22 protein-coding genes and 2 tRNA genes are annotated in these 21,021 nt (G+C 37.0%); 2 read left to right on the forward strand and 22 right to left on the reverse strand.

Annotation, left to right across the window (positions count from 1 at the left end):
• Positions 1–63: 63 nt before the first annotated feature.
• The 3 genes from CQZ94_RS22320 to CQZ94_RS22330 form a co-directional block, all read right to left on the reverse strand.
• A tRNA-Ser gene (locus CQZ94_RS22320) sits at positions 64–154 on the reverse strand.
• A gap of 3 nt (positions 155–157) precedes the next feature.
• Positions 158–232, reverse strand: a tRNA-Asn gene (locus tag CQZ94_RS22325).
• Between the two features lie 114 nt (positions 233–346).
• On the reverse strand, positions 347–802 hold the full coding sequence (locus CQZ94_RS22330; RefSeq protein WP_105587131.1) for a SprT family protein: 456 nt from the start codon (positions 800–802) through the stop codon (positions 347–349).
• Positions 803–1,011: 209 nt separating this feature from the next.
• On the opposite strand from CQZ94_RS22330, the gene cmpA reads away from it, so the two are divergent.
• Positions 1,012–1,128 (forward strand): cortex morphogenetic protein CmpA, encoded by a 117-nt coding sequence (cmpA, locus tag CQZ94_RS22335; protein WP_001143642.1) that lies wholly within the window; start codon positions 1,012–1,014, stop codon positions 1,126–1,128.
• A gap of 59 nt (positions 1,129–1,187) precedes the next feature.
• Here the strand turns inward: cmpA and CQZ94_RS22340 are convergent, their stop codons facing one another.
• From CQZ94_RS22340 to acpS, 6 genes are all read right to left on the reverse strand, one after another.
• Positions 1,188–3,356, reverse strand: a complete 2,169-nt coding sequence (locus CQZ94_RS22340) for a Tex family protein (RefSeq protein WP_142395910.1) — start codon at positions 3,354–3,356, stop codon at positions 1,188–1,190.
• A 68-nt stretch (positions 3,357–3,424) separates the two neighbouring features.
• Positions 3,425–3,775: a type II toxin-antitoxin system endoribonuclease NdoA gene (ndoA, locus tag CQZ94_RS22345; protein WP_000635965.1), complete on the reverse strand. Its 351-nt coding sequence runs from the start codon at positions 3,773–3,775 to the stop codon at positions 3,425–3,427.
• A 4-nt stretch (positions 3,776–3,779) separates the two neighbouring features.
• Entirely contained in the window at positions 3,780–4,067 is a 288-nt protein-coding gene (locus CQZ94_RS22350) for an antitoxin EndoAI (protein ID WP_000004570.1), read from the reverse strand.
• Between the two features lie 312 nt (positions 4,068–4,379).
• Positions 4,380–5,549 (reverse strand): alanine racemase, encoded by a 1,170-nt coding sequence (gene alr / locus CQZ94_RS22355; protein ID WP_105587133.1) that lies wholly within the window; start codon positions 5,547–5,549, stop codon positions 4,380–4,382.
• Between the two features lie 117 nt (positions 5,550–5,666).
• On the reverse strand, positions 5,667–6,617 hold the full coding sequence (locus CQZ94_RS22360; protein WP_142395911.1) for a LolA family protein: 951 nt from the start codon (positions 6,615–6,617) through the stop codon (positions 5,667–5,669).
• Positions 6,618–6,773: 156 nt separating this feature from the next.
• Positions 6,774–7,133 carry a holo-ACP synthase gene (acpS, locus tag CQZ94_RS22365; RefSeq protein ID WP_002009969.1) on the reverse strand — a complete coding sequence of 120 codons (360 nt, stop codon included), beginning with the start codon at positions 7,131–7,133 and terminating at the stop codon, positions 6,774–6,776.
• Positions 7,134–7,225: 92 nt separating this feature from the next.
• On the opposite strand from acpS, the gene CQZ94_RS22370 reads away from it, so the two are divergent.
• Complete coding sequence (locus CQZ94_RS22370) at positions 7,226–7,774, forward strand: rhomboid family intramembrane serine protease (RefSeq protein ID WP_105587135.1); 549 nt, start codon at positions 7,226–7,228, stop codon at positions 7,772–7,774.
• Between the two features lie 167 nt (positions 7,775–7,941).
• Here CQZ94_RS22370 and uvsE read toward each other — a convergent pair whose 3' ends face one another.
• The 13 genes from uvsE to CQZ94_RS22435 all read right to left on the reverse strand — a co-directional run bounded on the left by uvsE (position 7,942) and on the right by CQZ94_RS22435 (position 20,991).
• Complete coding sequence (gene uvsE / locus CQZ94_RS22375; RefSeq protein WP_105587136.1) at positions 7,942–8,904, reverse strand: UV DNA damage repair endonuclease UvsE; 963 nt, start codon at positions 8,902–8,904, stop codon at positions 7,942–7,944.
• Between the two features lie 92 nt (positions 8,905–8,996).
• On the reverse strand, positions 8,997–10,616 hold the full coding sequence (gene cshA, locus CQZ94_RS22380) for a degradosome RNA helicase CshA (RefSeq protein WP_105587137.1): 1,620 nt from the start codon (positions 10,614–10,616) through the stop codon (positions 8,997–8,999).
• A gap of 305 nt (positions 10,617–10,921) precedes the next feature.
• A complete protein-coding gene (gene murF, locus CQZ94_RS22385) occupies positions 10,922–12,298 on the reverse strand; it encodes a UDP-N-acetylmuramoyl-tripeptide--D-alanyl-D-alanine ligase (RefSeq protein WP_105587138.1) in 1,377 nt (458 codons plus the stop codon).
• A gap of 60 nt (positions 12,299–12,358) precedes the next feature.
• Positions 12,359–13,447, reverse strand: coding sequence for a D-alanine--D-alanine ligase (locus CQZ94_RS22390; protein WP_105587139.1), 1,089 nt, complete (start codon positions 13,445–13,447; stop codon positions 12,359–12,361).
• Between the two features lie 253 nt (positions 13,448–13,700).
• Entirely contained in the window at positions 13,701–14,975 is a 1,275-nt protein-coding gene (locus CQZ94_RS22395) for an MDR family MFS transporter (RefSeq protein ID WP_105587140.1), read from the reverse strand.
• A gap of 108 nt (positions 14,976–15,083) precedes the next feature.
• The gene (gene bcaP / locus CQZ94_RS22400) at positions 15,084–16,499 is read right to left on the reverse strand and encodes a branched-chain amino acid transporter BcaP (protein ID WP_105587141.1); all 1,416 of its coding nucleotides are present in this window, start codon (positions 16,497–16,499) and stop codon (positions 15,084–15,086) included.
• 258 nt (positions 16,500–16,757) lie between these two features.
• Positions 16,758–17,930, reverse strand: coding sequence for a homogentisate 1,2-dioxygenase (locus CQZ94_RS22405; protein WP_105587142.1), 1,173 nt, complete (start codon positions 17,928–17,930; stop codon positions 16,758–16,760).
• The gene (locus tag CQZ94_RS22410; protein WP_105587143.1) at positions 17,896–18,852 is read right to left on the reverse strand and encodes a fumarylacetoacetate hydrolase family protein; all 957 of its coding nucleotides are present in this window, start codon (positions 18,850–18,852) and stop codon (positions 17,896–17,898) included. Before CQZ94_RS22410 ends, CQZ94_RS22405 begins: the two co-directional genes overlap by 35 nt.
• 66 nt (positions 18,853–18,918) lie before the next feature.
• The gene (gene hppD / locus CQZ94_RS22415; RefSeq protein ID WP_105587144.1) at positions 18,919–20,037 is read right to left on the reverse strand and encodes a 4-hydroxyphenylpyruvate dioxygenase; all 1,119 of its coding nucleotides are present in this window, start codon (positions 20,035–20,037) and stop codon (positions 18,919–18,921) included.
• 372 nt (positions 20,038–20,409) lie between these two features.
• Positions 20,410–20,520: a DUF3948 family protein gene (locus CQZ94_RS22420; protein WP_105587145.1), complete on the reverse strand. Its 111-nt coding sequence runs from the start codon at positions 20,518–20,520 to the stop codon at positions 20,410–20,412.
• A 43-nt stretch (positions 20,521–20,563) separates the two neighbouring features.
• The gene (locus CQZ94_RS22425) at positions 20,564–20,674 is read right to left on the reverse strand and encodes a DUF3948 family protein (protein ID WP_001058532.1); all 111 of its coding nucleotides are present in this window, start codon (positions 20,672–20,674) and stop codon (positions 20,564–20,566) included.
• Positions 20,675–20,717: 43 nt separating this feature from the next.
• Positions 20,718–20,837, reverse strand: coding sequence for a DUF3948 family protein (locus CQZ94_RS22430; RefSeq protein WP_002074222.1), 120 nt, complete (start codon positions 20,835–20,837; stop codon positions 20,718–20,720).
• Between the two features lie 34 nt (positions 20,838–20,871).
• Positions 20,872–20,991 (reverse strand): DUF3948 family protein, encoded by a 120-nt coding sequence (locus CQZ94_RS22435; protein WP_002074222.1) that lies wholly within the window; start codon positions 20,989–20,991, stop codon positions 20,872–20,874.
• Positions 20,992–21,021: the final 30 nt, after the last annotated feature.

The raw sequence follows: 21,021 nt of genomic DNA on the forward strand, positions 1-21,021 counted from the left end.
GAACCCGTGTTACCGCCGTGAAAGGGCGGTGTCTTAACCACTTGACCAACGGGCCAATATGTATGGCAGAGAAGAAGGGATTCGAACCCTCGCACCGCGTTAGCGATCTACTCCCTTAGCAGGGGAGCCCCTTGAGCCACTTGGGTACTTCTCTGTATGGCTCCGCAGGTAGGACTCGAACCTACGACCGATCGGTTAACAGCCGATAGCTCTACCACTGAGCTACTGCGGAATAATGAAGACAATTTGTATCTTATAAAAATTCTCATCGTAAGTCAAGAAGTTTTTTCACAACGTCTTGCGCAAACGTGACATGTTTATAATATACTGGATTGCGTTTTCACTGTCAAGATGTTTTCACTACCAGTTTTAGTTGTCCTTTACACTTTCCACATACATATCTTTGTGTATTTATTTGACGTCTTCTTACATATTGAAACGAACACCCCATACATTCATACATAGAAACTTTCGTTTCCTCCTCACTAATCATTCGTTTACAAAAACGTGGTGCACCTACTTTCTTTAATAACTCACGAAAATCTCTATCTCGATGCTTATACCCTTTTCCTGTGATATGTAAGTGATAATGACAAAGTTCATGTTTAACAATCCCGACTAGCTCTTCTTTACCATATATTTCGTAATATCGATAATTCAATTCTATATTATGATTCTTCAATAGATAGCGCCCACCAGTTGTACGTAACCTACTATTAAACATCGCTTTATGTAAAAACGGCATTCCAAAGCATTGTAACGATACCTCTTCCACTAACCTCTGAATTTCTTGCTCATCCATTCTCATTCCTCCTAAACTAAAAAATATTTTTACACTTTTCTCCCTTCTTATACATATAGTAAATAGTACATATACCCATCCTCATTCAAGAAGCGTGATTTCTAAAAATGCAGCATTGCTAGAAATCCACTCACCAACCTCTCATCAAAGTTACCTTAACTAAAAGGAGCTACTTTTTTGAGAGCAGGATTAAACAAGGAGGGATTCCTATGCCCACGTGGCTAAAGAAACAAATGCAACGTGCATATTTTGAGAAAAACCGGTATCAAATCAAGTTACTAAATGAATGCTGGTTTTATTATAGTAAAATACATCAAAGCTCATAATCAATTAAACTTTCCAGTTCATAAAAAAAAAGAGCAGTTTCATCTGCTCTCTTTTCTTACTATTCAATCGGTAACATTGATAATGCAACACGACCTTTTTTCGTATCAATATCATCTACCCATACCTTTACAATTTGTCCCACGGATACAATATCTAATGGATGCTTTACAAATTGTTTGCTTAGTTTAGAAATATGCACTAAACCATCTTGCTTCACACCAATATCAACAAAGGCACCGAAATCAACAACATTGCGGATCGTTCCCTCTAATTCCATACCACGCTTTAAATCTTCTAATTTTAAAATCCCCTTTTTCAAAAGTGGCTTTGGCAACTCATCCCTCATATCTCGTTCCGGGCTAATTAAAGCATCCATAATATCAACTAATGTTGGCTCACCAATCTCCGTCTCTTGAGATAATTTAGAAATATCTACTCCTTCTAAACTCTTTTGCAAGTTTGGTTTCCCCACATCACTCTTCGATAACCCTAAGCTCTTTAATAGTAATTCAACATTTTTATATTGTTCTGGATGAATCCCTGTGCGATCTAATGGATTCGCTCCTTCTAATATACGTAAAAACCCGATACATTGTTCATATGTTTTTGCACCTAAACGCGGTATTTTCTTTAACTCAGTTCGCTTCGTGAATTTCCCATCTTCCTCACGCTTAGCTACAATATTTTTCGCAACTGTTTTTGATAACCCCGAAACATATTGCAACAATGCAACTGAAGCTGTATTTACATTAACACCAACTCGGTTAACTGCCGTCTCTACTACAAATGTTAATGATTCATTTAATCTCTTTTGAGATACATCATGTTGATATTGTCCCACTCCAACAGATTTAGGGTCAATTTTCACAAGCTCTGCAAGTGGATCTTGTAGACGTCTCCCAATTGAAACAGCACTTCTTTCTTCAACCTGTAAATTCGGAAACTCCTCGCGAGCTACATCAGATGCGGAGTACACACTAGCACCCGCTTCATTTACAATAATGTAAAATACATCTCGTTCTACATTTTGTAATACATCTACTATAAATTCTTCCGTTTCCCTCGAAGCTGTACCATTTCCAATCGCTATCATTTCAACTTCATATTTATCTATAATTGAAATGATTTTCGTTTTTGCATCCTCATATTTACGAGCAGGCGGATGCGGATAAATAACATCTATGTGAAGAACTTTTCCTGTATCATCTACTACGGCTAATTTACAACCGGTTCTATATGCTGGATCCACCGCTAACACAACTTTCCCTTTCATCGGAGGTTGTAATAATAAATTACGTAAATTCTCAGAGAAAATATGAATCGCTTGTTCTTCGGCCGTTTCCATTAATTCTTTACGAATTTCTCTTTCTATTGAAGGTTGAATTAATCGCTTATATCCATCTTCCATCGCTAATTGTACATAATGCGCACTTTTAGAAGCTTCATCAAGAATCATTCTTTTATGTAAAAACTGAAGAATTTCTTCAATTGGCGTGATAACAGAAACTCTTAATACGTCTTCCTTTTCACCACGATTCATAGCTAGTACACGATGCGGCACTACTTTTTGCAACGGTTCTTCATAGCCATAATACATTTCATATATATTCTTTTCATCTTTTTCTTTATCTTTTACAGATGAAGACATAATCCCTTTTCGGAAAGTAGTATTGCGAATCCAACTACGATATGCCGCATTATCCGAAACAAGTTCCGCAATAATATCTTGCGCACCTTGCAACGCATCTTCTGCAGACGCCACTTCCTTTTCTGCATTAACAAATTCCATAGCCTTCTCTGCTGGATTTTCTTTTTTATATAATAATAGCCACTCAGCTAACGGTTCTAATCCTTTTTCTTTAGCAATTGTAGCTTTCGTTCTTCTTTTTTCTTTATATGGACGATATAAATCTTCTACTTCTTGAAGTTTTGTTGCAGCAACAATATGACGACGCAACTCTTCGGTTAGTTTACCCTTTTCACCAATAAGACGAAGAACCTCTTCTTTCCTATCTTCTAGTTGCATCATATATTGCCATCTTTCTAAGATTGCACGAATTTGCACCTCATCTAGGGACCCTGTCCATTCTTTTCGGTAACGAGCGATAAATGGAACTGTGTTACCTTCTTCTGTTAATTGAATAACATGACGAACTTGCTTTTCTGTAAAGCCTAATTCTTTCACTAACATTTTCATTAACCCTTGTCGATTATCTACCATTTCCATATCCAACCGTAACCTCCTCTATAATAAAAAAAAGTTGCCCTGTAAAGAGAGCAACTTAAACTGCCGATTTAAAAATCTATTAGTCCTAAACTAATTTGTAACGCTTCATCTACACGACTCATCATCACTTCATCCAAATGAGTGATTTTGTCCGTTAAGCGTTGCTTATCGATTGTTCGAATCTGCTCAAGTAAAATAACAGAATCCCTCTCAAAACCGTACTTTTTCGCATCAATTTCCACATGAGTGGGTAATTTCGCTTTTTGAATCTGTGCAGTAATAGCCGCTACAATCACAGTCGGACTAAAACGATTTCCGATGTCATTTTGAATGACAAGAACCGGACGAACGCCTCCTTGCTCAGAACCAACAACTGGGGAAAGGTCTGCAAAATACACGTCGCCGCGTTTTACAATCAAAATATTACCCCCCGCTAACTAAGCGTTCTACTGTATGAGCTGCTTCATACTCTGCTAAGAAAGCTTCAGATGCAATACCAAGATTAATTTTTCCCATTTCAATGTACCCACGTCGCATTGATTCATGTTGGTAGCGTTTCTTCGTCTTATGTTGACGCAATAACAGTTGTGTTGCCTGGCAAATTAGTTCATGGCGATTCTTATTCTCTTGTTTTCCAATTCCGTCCAATTCCGTTACCATTTGCTTTGGCAACCGAACCACGATTTCAGTAGTTACACTTGATTCGGACACAAAAATACACCTCCACCGTCAACTACACACCCAAATATATATATGACACCTATTGTAATAATACCATTGTATGGAGCCTGTTGCAAAGACTTCCTTATTCCTTGCTTATGTTTTCCAATTCATAAACAAAACATTCATCGTCTTTTACTTTTTATCTCTTTCAAACAAGAAATACAGCAATCCTTTCCGCAACATTTCATTGTAACTTATATTAATAACAATTATAAAAAGAAGCTCCCTAGCAGAAAAGGGCCTATTTTCCATTAGCGAAAATCCCCTAAATGACGAGATGCTGAGCAATAATACCTTCTTCTATATATCGTTCAAATAATTGATTACTTCTACAACTTTACCGTGTCGTATAAATATTCTCGGTATACGGAAGCTTATCGTTGCAATAATCTCATAATTAATAGTCCCGGAATATTCAGCAACCTCGGTAGCACTAATATACTCATCACCTTGTCTCCCAATGAGTGTAACTTTCGTACCAAGTGGCACTTCACAAGGAAGATGTATCATGAATTGATCCATTGTCACTCGCCCTACAATCGGTACTCTTTCACCGTTTACAAGTACTTTAAACCCTTGCAATCTTCTAAGCCAGCCATCTGCATATCCAATTGCAACTGTCGCAATCCATTCTTCAGTTCTCGTTCGGTATGTGACATTATAACTAATCCCATCTCCTTTAATCACTTGCTTAATATGAGCAACTTTCGTATGAAGTGACAACGCCGGTTCCAATTTAAATGGTAAAAAAGGACGTATTTCTACAGATGGGGATAATCCATACATTGCAATACCAACTCGCACCGCATTAAATGTAATCCCTTGAAACCTTAACGTTGCGGCGCTATTGGCTGTATGGACAAATTTAGGATTCACTCCAAATTCTTTCAACCAACTTAGCTGCTGCAAGAATGTATTATATTGCTTATCAAAGTAAGAAGTCTCAACCTCATCCGCTGTTGCAAAATGCGTATATACTCCTTCCAACTCTAAAAATGGCGCACCTTCTAAACTCTTTAAGAACCCTTTTAATTCTTTGCGTTCACGTATTCCGATTCTCCCCATACCACTATCAAAATTAATATAGAATTTCATTATTGATGAACCATCCCAGAGCTTTATCGCTTCTTCCACCCATTCTTTTTGAAAAACAGTTAATGCTACATCATTTTCAGCAGCTACATTTACATCACGGGGCGGGGAAGGACCTAATACTAAAATCGGTGCAGTAATACCAGCCCTCCGAAGCACTAAGGCTTCATCTAAAAAGGCAACTGCTAATCTTGTTGCTCCTGCTTCTAATGCAGTTTTAGCCACCGGCACATAATCGTGCCCATATGCATTCGCTTTAACTACAGCAAAAATCTCTACATCACTTGGAATAGACTCTTTAATATGTGTAACATTGTTATAGATCGCATCTAAATCCACTTCCACCCAAGTGTCACGGTAAAACGGTGCTTCTTCCATAAATACACTTCCTTATACACGATATGCGAAGCTTATTCTTTTATATGCTTCTTTTGTGAAATCCACCTTCAAACTAAGAAAAGACGTGGTGCACATATATCACCACGTCTAAGAAGTTTACTTCACCTGCTTCGCTGTAACCGAACGAGCAACCATCAACAACTCATTCGGCTCTAAACCTTTAGACACAAGCATATATTCCACTCCGTTATGCGACCACGTTACAGAGTCTTTCGTCAATGCACCAATCGTGAAACCAAGATCAACCGGCTCTCCACTTACACTTACCGCCGATGAGGCCTCTGCAACTTTTGCCTTTTCTTGTATTAAAGTAAAGGATTTCTCACTTCCAGTATATGTGAGTATTGCACGCTTGCCGCTGTCTGTCTTCAACTCTTCTTCCTCTTTCAAAGTCATGCCTTGCGGCGTATCACGTGGATACAAAATAGCAAACGGTTTGTCTTCTTTCGCTGCCGTCTGAACATCCACTTGTGCTCTAGACATATTTTGCTTCGTATCAAATGCACCTTTATCAAACTTTGCATCAAACTTTACTTTAGTGAAATCTACTTTTACAAGGACATTTTGATCATTATCCATCAGTTTCACAGAAACTGGTGTTAAATCACTTTTATTCAGCTTAATTTCTTGTTTCGGCAACATATTTTGATGTTGATAATTTGTTTTTGTTTTAAATACATAATACTTATCTGTTTTCTCGAAAGAGAGATTTTTCTTATCTTGCAAAATATCTCTTACCAGTGATTCATATAAATAAGCCTGGCTACTATTTTGCGGCCAATCACTTTGAAAACGGAAACTCTTATTAAGCGCCGGTGTTAATACAAATACACCTTCATCATTTCTTAAAATAATTTGACTCTGATCCTTTTTCGCATTCTGCAAATTCACACGATAATACGAAGGTTCTTTATGCCAAATTTCTACATTGTACTCCTGAGGCTCATTTCCTGTTTTAATAGATAATTTCGCTTCAGCTTGATAACTCTTCATACTTTTAACTTTCGCTTCTAAATCTCTCACAACATCTTCCTGTTTCTTTTCCATACAACCCGCCAACACAAAAACGGTCAATAAACCGACAAGAACTAAAAACAGACGCCTTTTCATCACTTCAGCCCCTTTGCCCCTATAAATGAATGGAAGATATGCCTTCCTTATCGCTACCTCAAATATATGAGACAAAGATATAAAATATGCAGACTAGCGTGACGAGCTTTCTAAAACAACTTGAGCAACAGCAAATTCTTTACTATGACTAATTGATAAATGAACAATATGCTCTGTATTTGTAATAATAATCGGTTTACCTCTATCATCATTCCTTACTTCAATATCTAAAAAACTCACTTCTTTCCCGATACCGGTCCCTACCGCTTTAGAATACGCCTCTTTTGCTGCAAATCTTCCAGCTACAAATTCTGTAAGACGACTTCCTTTCAGTCCCTCGGCAACACCACGTTCTCTTTCAGTTAAAATACGTTCCATAAATTTAAGCTTTCCATCTAGCATTTTTTCAATTCGATTTAACTCAATAATATCGATCCCAATCCCTACAATCATTTCAAAATCCCCTTCTTCTATTTAACTTTCTTCATTCATATTGTAAGAATAACAGAGAATCTTTCTGATGCAAAAGGAGTGATACTAACAACATGCTAATACCATCCACTCGCATTTCCCTACAACCAATTATCATCTCTTTACTTCTTATACAATTAGTCATGATTATATTGAGCGACTTTTCCCTCTTTCACCTGGCAGCCTACAATGAATATATCGCTAAAGGAGAATGGTGGCGTGTCATAACTTCCTTACTTGTACACGTAGACTTACAACATTTTCTTTCTAATAGTATTTGTTTATTTGCACTTGGTTCTTCTATTGAAAAACAACTAGGACACTTTTCTTTCATCATTATTTTTTTCCTTTCTGGCATTCTCGGGAATATTTCTTCTTATATTATTATGCCTCTTGAATATATTCACGCCGGAGCATCTGGTGGTATTTTCGGATTACTAGGCGCACAATTATTTTTATTGTATAGTCGATATCGTTCTTCAAAACCAAGAGACATCGCTATTTTTTCAATAACGATACTTATATTACTACTATTTACTTTCTTTAATCCCTCTGCCAATCCTATAAGCCATTTAACAGGACTGATCATCGGCGGCATGTGCACCCCTTTTTTAATAAAGTGAAACTTTAATCAGTGGGGTTGGTCCATCCCCCACTGATTATTAGTTGAACCAATCGGGCTTTTAAGGGCAGTTGATCTCCCACCTAACTCCCTCGCATTCGCCGGATTTTGAGGTGGGAGTCTTACCGCCCGCAAATAGCGGGACAAAAAAAACCGATGGCGCAGAGCTTATTTAATATAGAAGCTCGCACCATCGACAATTTCCACATCTGTTTGTTTACTTAACTCTCTCATTAGTTGAAATAAAGACTCGTCCTTTTTCTTCGCCTCAATCATACAATCAATTTGCGGAACACTCCCCTTTATCTTTTTCAAAAAAGATAAGAAGGTATCTACATCAATAAAATCCGCATGTGCTCTCGGGTCTTTTCCATCTCTAGGACTAGAGATGTGCATTTTAACTGGTAACAAAGACGATTCCCACGTATGTACAACACGTGCCCAATCTTCATGCCAATCTTCCTGGTCATTATTCATCATATGATGGTGCAAATCAAACACGACTGGAATGTCTAATTTCTCACCTAAATACAATGTTTCTTCTAAAGAAAAGGTCGTGTCATCATTTTCTAATATAATCATCTCTTGAATACCTCTTGGAACAGTTGACCAATTTTCTATAAAGCGTTCTAATGCGAGCTCCTTATCGTTATAACCTCCTCCCACATGTAATACACATCGTTGCTTATGTTCAATTCCCATACCCTTTAACATTTTTTTGTGCATCTGCAATGCCTTTACAGATTGTTTGAAAATACTCTCCTCAGGTGAATTTAGCACAACAAAGTGATCTGGATGGAAATCAATTCGCATATTCATACGAATTGCATATCCACCTAATTCTTTCAGATTTTCTTTTAAAGGACGAATATAGTTCCAATCTAACAACTCCTCATGATTCGCTAAAGGAATAAGCTTGGAACTAAGTCGAAAGAAAGATATATCATGCCCTTTATTATGCTTTAATAACCGTAAGCAATTTTCCAAATTCGAATTAGCGATTCTTTCGAGTTTACGAATCGCAGCCTCTCGATCATCAATCCGTTGAAACTGTGCATATGTCATCGTTTGAGATGGAGAAGCATTCTTCAAATGCACACTCATCGCAACATACCCAAGTCTTACAAGCATATAGCACCTCATTTCTATACGAGTTATTATGTAGTATGCACAATTATAGAAATAAAAAAAGAGAATGCCAGCAAAGGGCATTCTCTTTTTTATTAAGCTTGTGGACGGCTATGATGCTTTCTTTCGCCGCGTCCATTTGAAGATCCAGGGCGACCTTCACCTTTACGACCACGGTTACCATCACGGCTACCACCATCACGGCTACCACTACCACCATCACGATTGCGATCACGGTTACGACCATCGCCACTTCCGCGTCCATCACGATTGCGATCACGGTTACGACCATCGCCACCGCCGCGTCCATCACGACTACGATTACGGTTACCATCACGGTATCCACTTCCGTTACCACCGTTACCACCGCGTTTTTTAGAACCGCCACCTCTTGAAACAACTGGTGGTTCTGATGTTAAAGCGATTGGAGTTGTATCTGGCTCTTTTGTCATCATTTTTAAAGCAGCAGCTACTACTGTTACAGAGTCATTCTCTTCTAACATTTCTTCTGCAATACGCTTGTAGTATGATAAGTTATCACTTTCAATTGTGCTTTGAAGTTTTTCAGCGATTAAACGTTGTTGACCTTCTAATGCCTCGTCAAGTGTCGGTGCTTCCATACGATCAACCTTACGTTTTGTTGTACGCTCGATATTTTTTAATTGTCCTGATTCACGTGGTGTTACAAATAACATTGCAATACCTTTTTTACCTGCACGGCCAGTACGACCAATACGGTGAACGTATGATTCTGGATCTTGTGGGATATCGAAGTTGTATACGTGTGTTACGCCTGAAATATCAAGACCACGTGCAGCAACGTCTGTTGCAACAAGAACTTCAATAGCACCTTCTTTAAATTTACGTAATACAGACATACGCTTCGCTTGTGTTAAGTCACCGTGAATACCTTCTGCTGCATAACCGCGTAAGTTTAATGCTTCTGATAATTCATCAACACGACGCTTTGTACGACCGAATACGATTGCAAGCTCTGGAGATTGAATATCTAGTAAGCGTGTTAACACGTCAAACTTTTTCTTTTCTTGCACTTCTAAATAGAACTGCTGAATGTTTGGCATTGTTACTTCTTTTGCTTTTACTTTAATGTGTTGAGGCTCAGTCATGAAACGCTCAGCAATACGACGGATTGGATCTGGCATTGTCGCTGAGAATAATAATGTTTGATGTGTTTCTGGCACATCTGTTAAAATTGCTTCAATATCTTCAATGAAGCCCATGTTTAACATTTCATCCGCTTCGTCAAGAACAACAGTCTCTACGTTTTGTAAGCGAAGTGTTTTACGGTTAATATGATCTAAAATACGACCCGGCGTACCAACAATAATGTGTGGGTGTTTTTTTAGAGCACGAATTTGGCGGTTAATATCTTGACCACCATAAATTGGTAGAATACGAACACGTTTATGTTTACCAAGTTTGTATAGCTCTTCTCCAACTTGAATTGCTAATTCGCGCGTTGGCGCGATAACAATACCTTGAACTGCTTCTTTATTTGTATCCACTTTATCTAATAGTGGTAATCCGAATGCTGCTGTTTTCCCTGTACCTGTTTGCGCTTGCCCAATAATATCCTTACCTTGCAATGCATATGGAATTGTTTCAGCTTGAATCGGCGTAGCCTCTTCAAAGCCCATGCTTTCAACAGATTGCAGTAAAGACTCACTTAATCCTAATTCTCGAAATGTTGTCAATGTTACTTCTCCTTTTCTATCCTATACTTATCATTTAAAAAAAGGCGTTTTCCGAACTTGCGGAAAAGCCCTTTTCCTGAATACTCACGTATATAACCGGGCGTATATTCTTCACGAAAATACTTCTAAACGTTATTCACTTTATCAATTATAAGTTTTGTAGGTGTAAAAAGCAAACCCCAACTGTTACCTTATTTCATATTCAGAGCTTTTTTCTTTACTTTTATTTTTTTATCATTTACTGTAAGCGCTTATTATAAGTTTTCACTATTTTCGTAACTATCATCCCTATTTATATACACCAATTATTTCAACATCGTAATTACTTCTTCTAATTTCATGCCGCGAGATGCTTTTACTAATACAACATCTTTGGTACCGACTACTGCTTGCAACTCTTTTATTAACTCTTCTTTACTATCATACGCTTTTACACGGTCTTTAGGGAAATTAATTTTTGCACCTTCAGCAATTTGAGCCCCTAATCTACCATATGTGAATACATATGAGATTTTTGCTGGATCAATTAATTTACCTACTTCATAATGAAATTGCACTTCTTGATTTCCAAGTTCTAACATATCACCAAGTACAACAATTTTTTTAGCAAATCCATCTAAACCATTCATTAGGTGGAACGCAGCTTCCATAGCTGTTGGACTAGCATTATAAGCATCATTGATAATTGTTAAACCACTATCTGTTTTTACAATTTCCATACGCATACCTGTCATTTGAAGTGTTACTAAACCCTTTTTCATTTCTTCCCACGTTACACCAAAATGTTTTGCAATTGCCATTGAAGCAAGCGTATTATATACATTATGCTTTCCTAGTACTGGCAGATAGAATGACAAAGTTTCATCCCTGTTCATCTTAAAGTGTGTCCCAGTAGCCTGTAATGTTACAGTAGTTGGATAATAATCATTTGCTCTCGCATCACCAAATGTAACTGTTTCAGCTGCTAAATTCATTTCTGGAACACGATTCGTTAATAGCGGCTCATCTCCATTATATACGAACACGCCACCCTTTTGTAAACCTGTAACAATTTCTAACTTCGCTTCAGCAATCGCCTCACGAGAGCCTAAATCCATTAAGTGTGCCTCACCAATGTTCGTGATAATAGCTGCATTAGGACGAGCTAACTTAGATAGAAATTCAATTTCTCCTCGGCTTGACATGCCCATTTCTAATACAGCTACTTCTGTATTTTCCTCTAAATTTAAAATAGTAAGAGGTAAACCGATATGGTTGTTGAAATTACCTTCTGTTTTTTGAACTTTAAATTTAGTCGCAAGAATACTTGTTACAATATCTTTCGTAGATGTTTTACCATTACTACCCGTTACACCAACAACTTTTACATCCAATTGATCACGATAGTTTTTCGCTAACATTTGCAATGCCGCTAGTGTATCTTCTACAAAAATAACTGGAAGGTTTTCAGGTGGGTTTTCTACATCTTTCATCCATAATGTAGCAATCGCCCCGTTTTCAACAGCTTTATCTACAAAAGCATGTCCATCGAAACGTTCACCTTGAATCGGAACATATAAATTTCCTTTTTCAATTTCCCTCGTATCAATAGACACTCCTTGTATAGTAATTCCCTCATACTGCTCTGCTAATCCAGTACCGTTTATCATCTGCTCTACTTGTTTTAACGTTCGATTTATCATGAAAACACTCCTTACATAGAGGAAGCACTATTCCTTCGAATAGTGCTTCCTCCTTTTTTGTTAGATTGTATATTTAATTTTTTGTTTTTCTTCGTGACGCTCAATCGCTAAGCGAATTAGCTCTTCAATTAATTCCGGATACGGTAACCCTGTATGTTGCCATAATAGAGGGAACATACTAAACGGCGTGAATCCTGGCATTGTGTTTACTTCGTTAATATATACTTCTCCATCTTTCGTTAAGAAGAAATCAGCTCGTGTTAAGCCCGAACCATCCAATGATTGGAATGCAATAATTGCATCTCGCTTAATTACATTAGACTCTTCTTCTGTCATTTCAGCTGGAATAATTAACGCTGTATCACCATCGATGTATTTCGATTTGTAATCATAAAAATCTTTTTTCGGTACAATTTCACCTACAACAGAACATTTCGGCTCATCATTACCTAATACACCAACTTCTACTTCACGACCTACAATATTTTCTTCTACAATAATTTTACGGTCAAATTGGAATGCCTCTTCGAATGCATTCTCAAGCTCTTCACGATCGTTACACTTATTAATACCAACACTTGAACCAAGGTTTGCTGGTTTTACGAAGCAAGGATATCCTAATACTTCTTCTACTTTTTCATACGCTGTTTCACGATCTTTTTCCCATGCGCTACGAATGAAAGATGCATATTTCGCTTGTTTCAATCCAGCTTCTGCAAAGATATTTTTCATAACAACTTTATCCATACCAGCAGCTGATGCTAATACACCGTTACCTACATATGGAATGTTTAGTAATTCTAATAACCCTTGTACTGTTCCATCTTCACCATTCGGTCCATGTAATAATGGGAAAATAACATCAATCGCATCTTCTTGTTTAGAATTTGCAGTTGGGATAATTTCTGTACTTAATGATACAGGGGAGATAGTATTTTCTTCCCCACTCATTTGTAACGCCTCAACATTTGTTACTTCGCCTTCAATACGCTCTCCACGCATCCATTGGCCTTGCTCTGTAATATAAATTGGATGAATCTCGAATTTATCTTGATTTAATGCTTTAATAGCAGCAAGAGCCGTTTGTAACGAAACTTGATGCTCAGCTGATTTTCCACCGTATAATAAACCTAATTTAATTTTTGTCACTGAAATCACCCTAACCAATTGTTTTCATTTTTCTATTTTAGCACTTTTTATAAAAATAGGTAGTTCCTATTTGAAATAAAATGTAACTTCCACAAATAATTAAATGATACCACTTATTGGTTTTCTACACTTTTTCTATTTCCTTTTCTTCATATACTACACAAAATTAAATTTTAAAATGAAATTGCAATCTAATCTAGTTATGTACCTAAAATATGTAGAAATCCCCTTTTTGTGTATGTCATCTATTTTATTAAGAAGATTGTTTGGTCAGTGTGTCTTTTTGCCTTTGTTCAACGAGACGATCTAAAGAAACATATACAATACCTGCAACTACACATCCTATAGCTAAAATTGTAAATAAGAGATGACCAAGTAATCGATCTAATAAAAACCCTCCAAGAAGTGGACCGAATGCACTTCCTGTAATCCACTGCAAACTTGCCGCTCCCATATAAGTTCCTCTCAAATGCTCAGGGGCTAAATTCGCTACAAATGTCATCTGTACAGGCGACATAATCATCTCGCCTAACGTATATATGGCATAAACGAACATTAACGTCATTAAAATGATTGTAGCATTTGTATCAAATTCTCCAAACCACTTCGGTAACCATCCTATAAAAAACAAACCAATTCCAAACAAACACGCTCCGTACAACATCGTTTTTCCGACAGGTTTATCTGTCGCCCATTTTGAAATTTGAAATTGAAACAAAACAACTAATAGACCATTTAATGCCATTAAATATGGGTATGGATTGTTAGTTCCAAAAATATTCTTCATTTCGTTATCAAAGTGAAGAGGTAACATACCTTCTGTTTGAGAAAATCCCATAGAAATAACAATACCCGCTAACAAATAAATCATTAACGCCTTATCTCGCATTAAAATTTTCCAAACTGCTCCGGATTCTTTCTCTTTATTTCTTTCCGTTATATCCGTAATTTTCGGCATTGTTTCTTTAATAAGTACTAACACAAGTAGTGCATAAAACAGCATGGCAGACGAAGCGATAATAAACACGAGGTTCTTCGATAAAACAACTACTGATGCCCCCATTATCGGCCCAATTGCAGCACCAATATTGTGTCCCATTCGTAATAAACCATATGCTTCTGTTCTTTTTTCTGGCACCGTTACATCCGCAACCATCGCTGATGCAGCTGGATGAAATAGCGAATTACTCAACCCTAAAAAAATAGATAAAATAGCGTATGGAATAAATCCTTCGATAAATAAAAAACCGAGCATTAATAATGCATTACTAGCCATTGAAAATACCATAATTGGCTTTCTTCCATATATATCAGCTATTCTTCCGCCTATAAGCGAGCCAAAGCTTGCAGCAATTGGAGAAAGCGCCATAATAATCCCAACTTGTAATAAAGAATCTACCTTATCTTTTAAATATAGTGCAAAAAAAGGCATTAACATCATCATCGCAATTCCGTTCAAAGTCTCACCGATAAATCGAATCCATACGTTACGATCCATCTCTCTTAGCTCACGCCATGTATTTTTCACATTTTCACCCCTTTAGTTCGCCAACAATTATCTTATAACATATTCAGAAAAATGTAAATTTTCAAAATAAAAAATCCATTCTAACAGAATTAGAATGGATTTTTCCACTTATAAATTTGCTACATCTTCTTCTTTTTTACTATTACTTAAAGCACTATGTTTTCGGCTATATAAAAAGTAAACTGCTATACCAATAACCATCCATACCCCAAAACTAATCCACGCTGTTCCGGATAACTGAAGCATTAAGTATAAACAAAAAATTACCGTTAACGCTGGTAAAAATGGTACAAGAGGCGCCTTAAATGCCCTTGGTAAGTCAGGATGAGTTCTTCTCAGGACAATAACCGCAACTGCTACAAGTGCAAAGGCTGACAATGTCCCCATATTTACAAGGTGTGCTAAAACATTTAAATCAATTAATCCTGAAATAAGTGCTGCAATAATCCCCGTTGTCCATGTATTTAAAAATGGTGTTTTAAATTTCGGATGAACTTTAGCAAGACGCTTCGGCAACAGCCCATCTCGGCTCATCGCATACGAAACACGAACTTGCCCATACATCATAACTAGCATTACAGTTGTAATCCCTGTAATTGCTCCTACCGAAATTACTCCCGCTAAACTATCTTGTCCAATAAATTGAAGTGCAAAGGCAACTGGATCTGATATATTTAGCTGTCCGTATGGAACAATTCCTGTCAAAATAAGTGAAACAACGATATAAAGAATAGTACAAATTAATAACGATGCGATAATGCCGATTGGTAAATCACGTTGCGGACGTTTCACTTCTTCTGCAGCTGTTGAAACTGCATCAAATCCTATGAATGCGAAGAATACTGTAGCAGCTCCAGCCATTACACCATCTAAACCAAATGGCATAAAAGGCGCCCAATTTTCAGGTTTCACATAATTAAAACCAGCAAAGATAAAGATAAGAACAACCGCTATTTTAATAAATACCATGATATTATTTATTCGTGCACTTTCACGAACACCTCTAGATAAAAGAGCTGTCATAACTAGAATAATTAGAACTGCAGGTAGATCAATTATTCCACCCTTTCCTGTACCAGGGGCCGAGGAGAGAATGGTCGGGATATGAATCCCAAATCCCTTTAATAACGATTGAAAATACGCTGACCATCCATTGGCTACAGCAGATGTAGCTAATAAATACTCGAGCATTAAATCCCATCCAATTAAGAATGCAAATACTTCTCCCATCGTCGCATACGTGTACGTGTACACACTCCCTGAGACAGGAACTGAAGAAGCAAATTCAGCGTAACAAAATGCAGCAAAGGCACAAGCTAATGCAGCTATAGCAAATGATAATATAATAGCTGGTCCAGAATGTTTCGCTGCTACAACGCCAGTAAGAACAAAAATACCAGTTCCAACAATTGCTCCGATTCCAAGCATTGTTAAATCAAGTGCCCCTAACGTTCTCGATAATGTCTTTTGTTTACTTTCTTGCAGTAACGTTGAAATCGGCTTCTTTTGAAAAATTTGCTTCATACTGTGCTCCTCCATGATTTTAGTTTTCTGAAAATTTAATTTACTTTTTTCATTTTACCCACGGTATGTTTTTTAGTCAATACTTTTGTCGAAATAAACAGAAAACTATTAAGATACGCGCTATACCCTTATCATTCTTTCTATAAAAAGATTCACACAATCATATCTATATATCTTTTCATAACTGTTTTTGGTATTATTATACATGTCGATTCCACAAAAGAGGCATGCTCCTTTATTGAGCATGCCTCTTTTTACTTATTTCACAGTATATGAATCCTCTTCAATCCAGCTATACATGTACTTTTCATCTTCCGTCTCATGTGCTTGTTTTACAATACGAAGCGGACGGAATGTATCTATCATAACAGCCAGTTCAAGTGTCTCTTTCTTCCCTATACTCGCTTCTGTTTTTCCAGGATGCGGCCCATGAGGAATGCCGCTTGGATGAAGCGTAATAGAACCTTCTTCTACACCTTTTCGGCTCATAAAGTTACCTTCTACATAGTACAGTACTTCATCACTATTCACATTACTATGATAATATGGTGCCGGAATAGATTCTGGATGATAATCGTATAAACGCGGTACGAAAGAGCAAATGACGAAATTATGCCCTTCGAATGTTTGATGTACTGGTGGTGGCTGATGAATACGACCTGTAATTGGTTCAAAATCCTCCACATTAAAGACCCACGGATATAAATAACCATCCCACCCAACAACATCTAGCGGATGGTGCCCTAAAACATGCTTATGCATATAACCTCTCGACTTTGTCATTACGACAAACTCACCTTTTTCATCATATGTCTCCAATTTCTCCGGTCCACGCATATCTCTTTCACAAAACGGACTATGTTCTAACAATTGCCCATATTCATTGCGATAGCGACTTGGTGTTGTAATTTGGCTATTTGCCTCTACAACAAGAAACTTAGTCTCTCCCTCATCTGGAATAACACGATAAATCGTTCCAATTGGAATTGTTACATAATCACCTTTTCTATAGTGAATCGTTCCAAACATCGTTTCAATTTTTCCTGTTCCATAATGAACAAATAACATTTCATCGCCATCACCATTACGGTAAAAATAATCCATTTTTTCTGTTGGACTCACTACTCCAATTAATAAATCCTCATTCCCAAGCATAAAATTTCTTCCGCTTACTGCATCACCAGTTTTTTTATTTTCTTTCGTACGGAAGTGGCGATGAGCAAGAAAGGCATCCTCTTCATACTGTAACTGACAAGAATGCGATAATGCCGCATGCCCTACTTCTGTTGGCATATAATGATGATACAAAATAGATTGGGTACCAGAGAAACCTTTTGTCCCCATTACCTGCTCACGATAAAGCGATCCATCTTTTTTACGAAATTGTACATGTCGTTTATGAGGTAGCTCCCCCATGTGACGATAAAACATGCCCATCACCTGCTTCCATTTCTTTTTTGATTGTATTACGTAACGTACCTAAACCAGTAATCGACAGCTCTACAACATCTCCATCTTGTAGCCACTCTTCTGTACCAAGTTCTAAAATACATCCTGTTCCTACTGTCCCAGAACCAATCACATCTCCTGGATATAACGTAACGTCTTCCGAAGCACGTTCAATCATTTCAGCGAATGTATAATAAATATCTTGGAAATTTCCTTTTGATAACAGTTGCCCATTTACATGAGTAGTCATCTCTAAATCATAACGATCACCATTACGATAAACGTCTAATTCCTCTTTCGTAACGAGATACGCTCCTAATGAAGTTGCAAAGTCTTTCCCTTTCGCTGGGCCAAGCCCTACTTTCATTTCTGTTGCTTGTAAGTCCCTTGCACTCCAGTCGTTCATAATGCAGTACCCAAAAATATATTCTTCCGCTTGCTCACGAGGAATGTTTCGTCCTTCTTTCCCAATTACGCAAGCAATCTCTAACTCATAATCAATTTTTTTAGACTTCTTCGGACCAATAACAAAATCATCTGGTCCAATAACAGCACGGTGGTTAGTAAAATAAAAAACCGGGATATCATACCATTCAGGTACAACATCTAGCCCTCTTCTCCCGCGGGCTGTTTTTACATGCTGTTCAAATGCATAAAAATCTCGAATGCTACTCGGATTAGGAATTGCCGCTGCTAATTGAACTTCCTCTAAGGAATATATACCCTTTTCAGGATTCCTAATATTACGCAATACTTCTACATACTCATCTGCTTTCTCTAAAAAGGCGAACATAGAAGAAGGTAATTGTCCATCACTCGCAAGATTCATATCGATTACTTTGTCACCTTCAAGCCATCCAGCTCGCATTTCTTTCGATGGGAGACGAAATGTAACAAATTTCATCATGATTCCTCCCTATGAAAATGAAATTTCCACCAACAAAGGAACTCTTGCTGGTGGATACAAATTTTATAAATTTCCGCGACGCTCTTGTTCTCTTTCAATTGATTCGAATAACGCTTTAAAGTTCCCTTCGCCAAATCCACGAGAACCTTTACGTTGGATGATTTCAATAAATAGAGTTGGACGATCTACAATTGGTTTCGTAAAAATTTGCAATAAATAACCTTCTTCGTCACGGTCTACTAGAATCTTCAATTCTTTTAATTTATCAATTTCTTCATCAATTTTCCCCACCCGTGCAGTTAACTCATCGTAATACGTATCTGGCGTATCTAAAAACTCAACACCATTCGCACGAAGCACTTCAATTGTTTTTACAATGTCACTTGTTAATAAAGCGAGATGCTGTACACCTGCTCCGTTATAGAACTCTAGATATTCTTGAATTTGTGACTTTCTTTTTCCATCTGCTGGTTCATTAATTGGAAACTTAATACGGCTTCCATTCGTCATAACTTTTGACATTAATGCCGAATACTCTGTGCTAATATCGTCATCATCAAAGTGAATCATTTGTTTAAATCCCATGACGTTCTCATAATAACTAACCCATTCTTCCATTTTCTCAACGTTACCAACGACATGATCTACAGCAATTAAACCGGATTCTTCAAATGGAATATTGAACTCTATCTTTTGAAATCCTGGCATGAATGTTCCTTTATAATTTTTACGCTCTACAAGCGTGTGAATTGTATCACCATACGTACCAATAACTGCTTTTTTCAATGTACCGTCCTCATCTGTTAACTCTTCAGGAGGAGCAATTGCGACGGCACCACGTTTTACTGCTTCCGAATATGCTTTATCAACATCGTCAACAAGTAATGCTACATCTTTCACGCCATCACCATGAGTCTTTACAAACTCCGCGATGCGATTATCGCTACTTAAAGCTCCGGACACAACAAAACGCATATTTTTTTGCACAAGAACATAAGATACCTTTTCACGGTTTCCAGTTTCTAATCCAGAGTAAGCAACAATTTTGAATCCAAATGCTCTCGCAAGGTAATAACTTGATTGCTTTGCATTTCCTACGTAAAATTCCAAATGATCTACATCACGTACTGGAAAAAAGTCCTCCATTTGTGCAGCTAGCGTATCCATAGATTTTTGTTTCATAACATCTTCATCCCCCTGTAAATAGATTAAATGGTCCATAATTAAACCTAATCGAAAGCGCTTCCAATGTTCATTAATAGAAATTAGTTAGCAAGCTAACAAATTCTGACCTTTAAAGTTTTCTATCTTTTCTGTCAAATTCCTCTTTTTTTCTTACATATAAAATTCGACCTTTTTCTCTTTAAAATACAGTGAAACTTTAATCAGCGGGCTTTTGCGAGATAAGAGGATAACATTAATACTTGAGGGGATATATGAGAGGAAAACAAAAAAGACTCCAACATATTAACTATTTACTAATATGCTAGAGTCTTTATTTTTTTAGAATAATGGTACGTACGGTGTATAAAAACTTATTGTTATCAATATTCATCATACTAATACATTTGTAAGGAATATAATAAACGCTGTCAATACTGCAGCTCCACTTGCTGATCCTAAAATATCCATTTTTGTTACTTGTAATACTTGTTCCTTGTTCATATTCCTCATTCTCCCTTCTCTTGTTTTTGTTACAAAACTTTTATTATACTAATACACTTGAAAGAAATACGATTAATGCTGTTAATACTACTGCTCCGCTTGCTGATCCTAAGAAGTCACCTTTTGTTACATTTAATACTTGCTCGTTGTTCATAATTTTCATTCTCCCTTCTCTTATTTTTGTTACAAAACTTCTATTATACTAATACGCTTGAAAGAAATACGATTAATGCTGTTAATACTACTGCTCCGCTTGCTGATCCTAAGAAGTCACCTTTTGTTACATTTAATACTTGCTCGTTGTTCATAATTTTCATTCTCCCTTCTCTTATTTTTGTTACAAAACTTCTATTATACTAATACGCTTGAAAGAAATACGATTAATGCTGTTAATACTACTGCTCCGCTTGCTGATCCTAAGAAGTCACCTTTTGTTACGTTTAATACTTGCTCGTTGTTCATAATTTTCATTCTCCCTTCTCTTATTTTTGTTACAAAACT

Origin of the sequence: Bacillus sp. MYb209, from assembly GCF_002975175.1 — a bacterium.
Classification (GTDB): domain Bacteria; phylum Bacillota; class Bacilli; order Bacillales; family Bacillaceae_G; genus Bacillus_A.